Source organism: Conexibacter sp. CPCC 205762 (assembly GCF_030646155.1).
In the GTDB taxonomy this organism is placed as follows: Bacteria; Actinomycetota; Thermoleophilia; order Solirubrobacterales; family Solirubrobacteraceae; genus Conexibacter.
The window spans coordinates 131,521-139,940 of sequence record NZ_JAUTDN010000008.1 but is presented as its reverse complement, the minus strand read 5'-3'; the positions used below and the strand labels follow the sequence as shown (position 1 = coordinate 139,940).

Genomic DNA, 8,420 nt, shown 5'->3' with positions numbered 1-8,420 from the left:
CGAAGGCACCGCCCGCGCCCGCGGCGCCCGCACGGGCGCCGCCGCCCGCACCGCCCGCGTGCCCGCCGCCCGCCGGCGCCGCGCGGTCGAAGATCAGCGCGCGCAGCAGATCCGGCTCGGCGGCGCTGCCGGCGTCGGCGTACAGCGCGCGATGGGCGACGGCGACGATCGCGGCGCCGCCGGAGCCCGCGCTCGGCACGACCAGCACGTGCCACAGCGGCCGGTCGCGCTCCAGCTCGCGTGCGAGGAAGGCGTCGACGACGGCGCGCAGCTGCTCCTCCCCGCCGACCGGCGCGTCGCAGACGGAAACGTGGCGCGCGAGCGCGAAGTCGCGCTGCTGGCGCCAGACGAGCCGCCCGTCGCGCTCGCCGATCGGCGCGACGACCTGGCGCAGCCGCGGCGTCCGCTCCAGCCGCCGCGCGATCCGTTGGCGCAGCACCTCCACGTCGAGCGACGCCCCGCCCGGCCCGGCGTCGACGCGCGCGAGGAAGCCGACGTGCATCTGCCCCGCACGCGATTCCAGCTGCAGCAGCGCGGCGCTGACCGTGGACACCCGCTCCATCCGGGCATCTTCAACACCGCCGCGAACGCTCGCCAGCGCCGGAGGGACAAGCGCCGCCGACGCCCTTCCTCCGGCTGGCGAAAGGGCTACGCGACGACCTCGACGCCTCTCCAGAAGGCGACGTGGTCCTTGATCTCCGCGGCCGCCTCCTTCGGCTCCGGATAGAACCAGGCGGCGTCGGCGTTGGTCTCGCCGTCGACCCTCACGTCGAAGTAGGAGGCGGTCCCCTTCCACGGGCAGACGGTGTGCGAGTCGCTCGCCGAGAAGTGCTCTCTGGCGATCGATTCGGCCGGGAAGTAGTGGTTGCCCTCGACCACGACGGTGTCGTCGCTCTCGGCGAGGGTCGTTCCGTTCCAGATGGCTCTCATGCAGTCGAGACTACCCGCGCCCGCGCTCGCCGCTCACGTCCGCGCGGCGTCCGACGGCGCGCCCGCCCGCGCGAGCACGTCGCCCGGGTCGCGGGCGAGGTCGTCGGCGAGTCTGCCGAGCAGCGCCGCCAGCTCGTCGTGCTGCTCCGGCGACCAGCCCTCCAGCAGCTCCGCGAGCCGCTCGCGCCGCGCCGTCACCAGCCGCGCGTAGACGGCGCGCCCGGCGGCGGTCAGCACCAGCGGGCAGTCGTGCACGCCGTCGACGTCGCACTCCTGCACCAGCTGCTCGACCTCCAGCTCGGCCAGCGCGACTCTCAGCCGGTCCTGCGCGACGTTGCAGTTGACCGCCAGCTGCCCGAGCGTGACCGGCTCCTGCTCGGCGATCCGCCCCAGCAGCCAGACCGCCGCCGGCGGCAGGTCGACGCCGGCGCGCGCCGCCAGCCGCGTGTAGATCCGGCGGCGCGTGTCGCGCCGCGCCAGGACCGAGACGGCACGCGCGATCTCGTCGATCGACGCATCCGGCTTCGGCGCCGCGAACGCCTCGCCGACGCCGGAGGTCTCGACCGTTCTGCGCAGCGGCACCTCGCGCAGCAGGAAGGTCAGCAGGAAGGCGACGACGACGACCACGACGGCGACGACGAAGACGGTCGAGAGCGCGTCGGCGTACGCCTGCGCTCTGCTGCTCGCGCCCGGCAGCTCCGACTGCAGCCGGTTGGAGAAGATCGCGCCGAAGATCGCGACGCCGAACGAGCCGCCGATCGAGCGGAAGAAGGTCGCGCCCGAGGTCGCGACGCCGAGGTCGCTGTAGTCGACCGCGTTCTGCACCGCCAGCACGAGCACCTGCATCGTCATCCCCAGCCCGAGGCCGAGCACGAGCATGTAGAGCGAGCGCAGCGCGGCGGTCGTGTCGACGTCCATCGTCGACAGCAGCGCGAAGCCGACCGCCGCGATCGCCGTGCCGGCGACCGGGAACGGCTTGTAGCGGCCGGTCCGCGCGATCACCTGGCCGGAGGCGATCGAGGTGATCAGCACGCCCGCCATCAGCGGCACCAGCTCCAGCCCCGAGCCGGTCGCGCTGGCGCCGTTGACGACCTGCAGGAACAGCGGCAGGAAGCTGACCGCGCCGAAGAGGCCGAAGCCGACGACGAAGCCGATCGCGCTGGAGACGGCGAAGACGCGGTTGGAGAACAGCTTCAGCGGCAGGATCGGCTCGGCCGCGCGCCGCTCCTGCAGCACGAACAGGAGCGTCAGCACGACGCCGCCGACCGCGAGCGCGACCGACTGCGGCGAGCCCCACGGCTGCGTCGAGCCGCCGAGCGACAGGAACAGGATCAGGCAGCTGACGCCGCCGGCCATCAGGACCGTGCCGAGCCAGTCGATCGCGTGCGAGCGGCGCGCGGCGCTGGCCGGCAGCACCGCCGCGATCACGGCCAGCGCGACCGCGCCGATCGGCAGGTTGACGTAGAAGATCCAGCGCCACGTCAGATGCTCGACGAAGAAGCCGCCGATCAGCGGGCCGGCGACGCTGGAGACGCCGAAGACGGCGCCGAAGATCCCCTGGTAGCGACCGCGCTCGCGTGGCGAGACGACGTCGCCGATGATCGCCTGGGCGCCGACGATCAGGCCTCCGCCGCCGAGCCCCTGCAGCGCGCGGAAGAGGATCAGCTCCAGCATCGACTGGCTCAGCCCGCACAGCGTCGAGCCGACCAGGAAGATCACGATCGCCGTCTGGAAGACGCGCTTGCGGCCGTAGAGGTCACCGAGCTTGCCGTACAGCGGCGTCGAGGCGGTCGAGGCGAGCAGGTAGGCGGTCGTCACCCACGAGATGTGCTCGAGCCCGCCGAGGTCCTGCACGATCGTCGGCAGCGCGGTCGCGACGATCGTCTGGTCCAGCGACGCGAGCAGCAGCGCCAGCATCAGCCCGGCGAAGATCGCGCGCACTCTGACCTCGCCGATGCCCGCTCCTGCCGCCGCCGGCTCGGGGCCGGATCTGCTCGCTGTCGCGCTCATGGTGGCTGGGGTGTACCCCGCCGCGCCCGGTTGCAGAGCATTGCGCTCGGGCATCACGATAGGTCTTATGTATCGCTCGCTCGTGCTGCGCCGCCGGATCGTGGCGGCGCTCGTCCTGTCGGCGCTCGCCGGGATCGGCTTCGCGGCCGGGCTCTCCGCCGCCCGCGGGGAGCGCGCCGGCGCCGCGGCCGAGTTCGTGCAGAGCCCGCTGCCGGCGGACGCGGCGGACGGCGACGGCTGGCAGCGCGCGGTCGCCTCGCGCTTCGACGACTACGGCGACGCGCTCGCCTGCGGCGGGGTGCTGGAGCAGGGTCAGCTCGGCGTCGCCTCGCGCACGCTGCCGTGCGGGACGCCGGTCACCTTCGCCTATCGCGGCCGCAGCGTGACGGTGCCGGTGATCGACCGCGGCCCGTACGTCGACGGGCGCGAGTGGGACCTGACCGGCGCGACCGCGGATGCGCTGCGCTTCCCCGGGCTGGCGACGGTCGCCTGGCGGCGCTGAGCTGAGCGCCTACAGCTCGGCCGCCGCGTCGGGCTCCTCCAGCTGCGGCGCCGCGCGCGCCATCAACCGCACGAACCAGAGGCTGGCGAGGACCGTCCCGCCGCAGACGAGCCACATCGCCTGATAGCCCTTGGTGCCGTCCAGGGGGCTCTTCAGCAGCTCGACCGCGATGCCCGTCAGCAGCGGGCCGAACATCGTGCCGACGCCGCGGCTGAGGCTGTAGAAGCCGGTCAGCGCGCCGTGCGCGGCGGCCGGCATGTGCGGCATCAGCAAGGCGTAGGGCAGCGTCATCAGCGCGCCGCCGCCGAAGGCCGCGATCGGCGCGATCAGCACGATCGGCAGCGTCGCGGTCGTGACCGCCGGCACCAGCAGCCCGATGCCGTAGACGACCAGCGTCACGCGCAGGATCCGCAGCTGGCCGTAGCGGTCGGCGAGCAGCCCGCTGCCGACCGCGCCGACGAGCACGAATATCGCGCCCGCGCCGACGATCAGCGCCGCGTCGCCGATCTCGATCCCGAGCCCGACCGTGATGTACAGCAGCACGAACGTCTTCAGCGCCCCCAGCGACGCCTCCCACAGCGCGTTGGCGACGAGGTAGGCCTGCAGCCCCTTGCGACCGGCGACGAGCGAGCGCAGCTCGCGGACCGCCTCGCCGAGCGGCTTCGGATGCTCCGGCTCGTGCCATCTGCGGCGCGGACCGTTCAGCATCGCGCGCAGGAAGATCACCATCACCGCAAGCGTCACGACCGCGGCGGTCACGAACGGGACCCACGGCGCGAGGTCGAACAGCAGGCCGCCGGCGACGAGCGCCAGGCCGGTCGCCGCCCCGCGCCAGATCGCCTGCACGCTCTGCGACTTGCCGGCGTTGGCGTCGGAGACGAGGTCGGGGTAGAGCGCGCGGTATGGCTCGTACGCGACGAAGTAGGCGGCGAAGAACAGCCAGCAGAGGCCGAGCGCGATCACGAGCGAGTGGGCGAAGCCGAGCAGCGCGAGCGAGATCGCCAGCGGCGGCGTCGCGGCGATCAGGAACGGCAGCCGCCCGCCGATCGGCGACTTCAGCTGATCCGACCAGGTGCCCACGACGAGCGGCAGCCCGAGCGCCAGCAGCCCCTCGCTGCCGATCAGCAGCCCGACGACGATCGAGCTGTCGGTGAACTCCTGCGCGATCAGCGGCAGGTAGGTGGTGACGACCGTGATCGACAGCGCGAGCGCGAAGGTCGGCAGCCCCAGCAGCCAGATCGCCCGCCGCTCGTGCTCCTCCGCCGTTGTCCGGGACGCGGCCACCTCTAAGCGGAGGCTACCCTCATTTCACCGCCCCGATGTGAAAGGACGCCATGACACCGACTCAGCGCAGACTCGGCACGCAGGGACTCGTCGTCTCCGAGGAGGGACTCGGCTGCATGGGGATGTCCGAGTTCTACGGCGGCGCCGACGAGGGTGAGGCGATCGCGACGATCCACCGCGCGATCGAGCTGGGCGTCACCTTCTTCGACACCGCCGACATGTACGGCCCGCACACGAACGAGCGGCTCGTCGGCAGAGCGCTCGCCGGCCGCCGCGACGAGGTCGTGCTGGCGACCAAGTTCGGGATAGTCCGCGACCCCGACGACCCGAGCGTGCGCGGCATCGACGGCAGCCCCGACTACGTCCGCAGCGCGATCGACGCCTCGCTCAGACGGCTCGGCGTCGACCACGTCGACCTCTACTACCAGCACCGCGTCGACCCCGACACGCCGATCGAGGAGACGGTCGGCGCGATGGCCGAGCTGGTGCAGGCCGGCAAGGTCAGATACCTCGGCCTGAGCGAGGCGAGACCGGAGACGATCCGCCGCGCGCACGCCGTCCACCCGATCAGCGCGCTGCAGACGGAGTACTCGCTCTGGTCGCGCGATCCCGAGGCGGAGATCCTGCCGACGCTGCGCGAGCTGGGGATCGGCTTCGTCCCCTACTCCCCGCTCGGCCGCGGCTTCCTGACCGGCGCGATCAGATCGGCCGCCGACCTCGAGGAGGGCGACTTCCGCCGCGCCAACCCGCGCTTCGCCGACGGCGCGCTGGAGCAGAACCTGGCGCTCGTCGAGCGGGTGCGCGAGATCGCCGACGAGAAGGGCGCCACCCCCGGTCAGCTGGCGCTCGCGTGGGTGCTGGCGCAGGGCGACGACGTCGCCCCGATCCCCGGCACGAAGCGGCGCAGATACCTGGAGGAGAACGTCGCCGCGACCGCGATCACGCTCAGCGACGACGACCTCGCCCGGCTCGACGCGGCGGCCCCGGTCGGAGCCGCCGCCGGCGAGCGCTATCCCGACATGTCGTCGGTCAACCGCTGAATCAGACGCCGAGCCCGCCGATTAGTAGCGTGTAGACGATCGGCGGGTTGTCGGCGAGGTTGCCGACGACTCTGATCTGCGGGTCGCAGGCCGATGCGCTCCCGATGAACAGCGGGATCGGCTGGGCGCCGAGGAACCGTAGCGTGGCGCCGTTGGGCGTCAGACGCCCTAGGACGGTGCCGCGGTATAGGCAGCCGTTCGGGAGCTTGACCTGGAAGTCTAGGATCCCGAACAGCAGCTCCCCGGTGATTAGGTCCGAGGCTAGGAAGCTGACGTCCCAGCTCGTCGCCAGCGGACCGGGCGGCGGCGTGCCGCCTAGCTGCGGCGGCAGGTTTAGGAAGCTCGCTGCACCGGCCGGGCAGTTGATCTGACCGGCGGCGACCTTGCCCAGGCGCGTTAGCGACGAGACGACCGGTATTAGGCCGACGATCAATTGCTTTCTCAACTGCACTTGACAGGCGAACGTCACCGTCGCGCCGACGAACTGCAACTGACCGACCTGCGTCGTTAGCGGCGTCTGGTTGGCTATTCCCAAGGTCGTCGCGGACGCGCCTCCGGCTGCGAGCAGCAGGAATGCGACGACCGCGCCGAGCACGGCTGACTTGCGCATTTCGATGTCCTTTCTCCCCTTCGGCCCGCGCCGGGGCGCGGGCCGCTCGTCTGCTGGACACCGACCGGTCGGCTATTGCACCGGAAACCCTACCATCGTTTCTATATGTTTAGTAGGACATACTGAATCGCCGGGTTGTCGAACAGCGTGCCGCTGACCGTGACGTCGACGCAGTTGCCCGCGAGCGACGGCAGCGTGCTGTTGAACGTTAGGAGCGCTCCGTTGTTTCTGATCGCTCCTAGCAACGTGCCCTGGTATAGGCAGGCCGTTCCCACAAACGGTGAGAGCTGCACGCCTAGGATCCCGAAGTAGAGGTCGTTGGTGAGCGGGTCAGACGTTAGGTAGCTGATGTCCCAGCTGCCGGGCAGCGGCCCGCTCGGAGGCGGGAAGCCGCCTAGCGTCGTCGGCAGGTTTAGTATCCGCAGCGCGCAGTCGAGCGGATTGTTGACGATCCACGAGGTCACCTGGCCGATTCTCGTTAGGACGCCGGGCATGACCGGGACTAGGTTCTGCACCATCTGCTTGGTGATTGTCACGTTGCAGACCGACGTCATCGCGTTCGCTCTGAACGTGAGCGTGCCGGTCTGGGTGGTTAGCCCGGTCAGTATCTGTATGCCTCTTATCGCCGCCGAGGCGGTCGTGGCGCCGACCAGCAGCAGCGCGAGCGCGACGAGACAGGCTTTGGCCGTCATTCGCATTCGATGTCCTCCATGAGGGACGAGCCCTCGTTGCATGTTGGACACCGACCGGTCAGCGTCAGAGCGCGGACAGTCTAATTTAGAGCGCGAACCGCCGACGCGCCAATTCAGCGCCGTCGTTCAACGACCCGCCGGGCGCGGCGGGTCGTTGAACGGCGACGATCCGGCTCAGGAGAACTCGATCACGCTGCGGATGCCGTCCTGGTCGTGCATCAGGTCGAAGCCCTTGTTGACCTCGTCGAGCGTGATGCGATGCGAGATGAACGGGTCGACGTCGATCTCGCCCGCCATCCAGCGGTCGATCAGCGCCGGCACGTCGTCGCGGCCCTTGAGGCCGCCGAAGGAGGAGCCGGCGATGCGACGGCCCTGGATCAGCCAGCGCGGGATCACCTCGAGGTGCTCGCCCTTGCCGGCGACGCCAGCGACCGTGCAGAGGCCCCAGCCCATCCGCGCCGACTCGACCGCCTGTCTCATCACCTGCACGAGGCCGGTCGCCTCGAACGTGTAGTCGGCGCCGAAGCCGTCGGTCATGTCGAGGATCGTCTGCACGGTGTCGGCGCCGCCGACGATCAGATCGGTCGCGCCCTGGCCTCTGGCCAGCTCCAGCCGCTCGGGCGAGAGGTCGACGCAGACGATCCGCTCCGCGCCGGCCATCCGCGCGCCGGCGACGGCGCCGAGGCCGACCATGCCGGCGCCGAAGACGACCGCGGTCGAGCCGGGCTCGACCTTCGCCGTTCTGAGCGCCGCGCCGAGGCCGGTCGAGAGTCCGCAGGCGAACAGCGCCGCGCCCTCCAGCGGCGCCTCCGGGTCGATCTTCGCGAGCGCGATCTCGGGCATCACCGTGTACTCGGCGAAGGTGCTCGTGCCCATGAAGTGGCGCAGCTCCTGGCCGTCGCGCTGCAGGCGCGTCGTGCCGTCGGGCAGGTAGCCGGCGTTCTGCTGCGCGCGGATCTTCATGCAGAGGTTGGTCTTCGGGCTCTTGCAGTGGACGCACTCGCCGCACTGCGGCGAGAACAGCGTCACGACGTGGTCGCCCGGCTTCACCAGCGTCACGTCGGCGCCGACGCGCTCGACGACGCCGGCACCCTCGTGCCCGAGCACGCACGGCGCGTAGCCCGACGGATCGGCCCCGCTGGCCGTGTACATGTCCGTGTGACAGACGCCGCACGCGACCAGGCGCACGAGCACCTCGTCCGCCCGCGGCTCGGCCAGCTCGACCGTCTGCACGACGAGCGGTCTGCCGAACTCTTCCAGCACTGCAGCGCGAATCTCCATGGATCCAATCCTAGATCCGCGCGGCGCGCCGTGCAGGGCGCGCCTATGACAAGTGAGTAAAAGAAAGGGTG

9 protein-coding genes are annotated in these 8,420 nt (G+C 71.1%); 2 read left to right on the top strand and 7 right to left on the bottom strand.

Features of this window, described 5'->3' with window-relative positions:
• From Q7L73_RS10135 to Q7L73_RS10125, 3 genes are all read right to left on the bottom strand, one after another.
• Positions 1-562, bottom strand: a 562-nt coding sequence (locus Q7L73_RS10135; protein WP_304715539.1) for a wax ester/triacylglycerol synthase domain-containing protein, incomplete at its 3' end; no start/stop codon positions are given.
• A gap of 86 nt (positions 563-648) precedes the next feature.
• The gene (locus Q7L73_RS10130) at positions 649-930 is read right to left on the bottom strand and encodes a DUF427 domain-containing protein (protein ID WP_304689174.1); all 282 of its coding nucleotides are present in this window, start codon (positions 928-930) and stop codon (positions 649-651) included.
• A 33-nt stretch (positions 931-963) separates the two neighbouring features.
• Positions 964-2,940 (bottom strand): MFS transporter, encoded by a 1,977-nt coding sequence (locus tag Q7L73_RS10125; protein WP_304689176.1) that lies wholly within the window; start codon positions 2,938-2,940, stop codon positions 964-966.
• 67 nt (positions 2,941-3,007) lie between these two features.
• Here Q7L73_RS10125 and Q7L73_RS10120 point away from each other — a divergent pair, with 67 nt between their 5' ends.
• Positions 3,008-3,442 carry a septal ring lytic transglycosylase RlpA family protein gene (locus Q7L73_RS10120; protein ID WP_304689178.1) on the top strand — a complete coding sequence of 145 codons (435 nt, stop codon included), beginning with the start codon at positions 3,008-3,010 and terminating at the stop codon, positions 3,440-3,442.
• Between the two features lie 9 nt (positions 3,443-3,451).
• Here the strand turns inward: Q7L73_RS10120 and Q7L73_RS10115 are convergent, their stop codons facing one another.
• Positions 3,452-4,726, bottom strand: coding sequence for an MFS transporter (locus tag Q7L73_RS10115; RefSeq protein WP_304689180.1), 1,275 nt, complete (start codon positions 4,724-4,726; stop codon positions 3,452-3,454).
• 50 nt (positions 4,727-4,776) lie between these two features.
• Here Q7L73_RS10115 and Q7L73_RS10110 point away from each other — a divergent pair, with 50 nt between their 5' ends.
• Positions 4,777-5,766 (top strand): aldo/keto reductase, encoded by a 990-nt coding sequence (locus Q7L73_RS10110; RefSeq protein WP_304689182.1) that lies wholly within the window; start codon positions 4,777-4,779, stop codon positions 5,764-5,766.
• A 1-nt stretch (position 5,767) separates the two neighbouring features.
• On the opposite strand, the gene Q7L73_RS10105 is transcribed toward Q7L73_RS10110, so the two are convergent.
• The 3 genes from Q7L73_RS10105 to Q7L73_RS10095 all read right to left on the bottom strand — a co-directional run bounded on the left by Q7L73_RS10105 (position 5,768) and on the right by Q7L73_RS10095 (position 8,349).
• Positions 5,768-6,376: a hypothetical protein gene (locus tag Q7L73_RS10105; protein WP_304689184.1), complete on the bottom strand. Its 609-nt coding sequence runs from the start codon at positions 6,374-6,376 to the stop codon at positions 5,768-5,770.
• Between the two features lie 101 nt (positions 6,377-6,477).
• Positions 6,478-7,068 carry a hypothetical protein gene (locus Q7L73_RS10100; RefSeq protein WP_304689186.1) on the bottom strand — a complete coding sequence of 197 codons (591 nt, stop codon included), beginning with the start codon at positions 7,066-7,068 and terminating at the stop codon, positions 6,478-6,480.
• A gap of 174 nt (positions 7,069-7,242) precedes the next feature.
• Entirely contained in the window at positions 7,243-8,349 is a 1,107-nt protein-coding gene (locus Q7L73_RS10095) for an alcohol dehydrogenase catalytic domain-containing protein (RefSeq protein ID WP_304689189.1), read from the bottom strand.
• Positions 8,350-8,420 lie beyond the last annotated feature (71 nt).

Coding starts and splice junctions, on each gene's coding strand:
- Q7L73_RS10120 (WP_304689178.1), top strand. CDS start 3,008: ATGTATCGCTCGCTCGTGCTGCGCCGCCGGATCGTGGCGGCGCTCGTC.
- Q7L73_RS10105 (WP_304689184.1), bottom strand. CDS start 6,376: ATGCGCAAGTCAGCCGTGCTCGGCGCGGTCGTCGCATTCCTGCTGCTC.
- Q7L73_RS10095 (WP_304689189.1), bottom strand. CDS start 8,349: ATGGAGATTCGCGCTGCAGTGCTGGAAGAGTTCGGCAGACCGCTCGTC.
- Q7L73_RS10110 (WP_304689182.1), top strand. CDS start 4,777: ATGACACCGACTCAGCGCAGACTCGGCACGCAGGGACTCGTCGTCTCC.
- Q7L73_RS10125 (WP_304689176.1), bottom strand. CDS start 2,940: ATGAGCGCGACAGCGAGCAGATCCGGCCCCGAGCCGGCGGCGGCAGGA.
- Q7L73_RS10100 (WP_304689186.1), bottom strand. CDS start 7,068: ATGACGGCCAAAGCCTGTCTCGTCGCGCTCGCGCTGCTGCTGGTCGGC.
- Q7L73_RS10130 (WP_304689174.1), bottom strand. CDS start 930: ATGAGAGCCATCTGGAACGGAACGACCCTCGCCGAGAGCGACGACACC.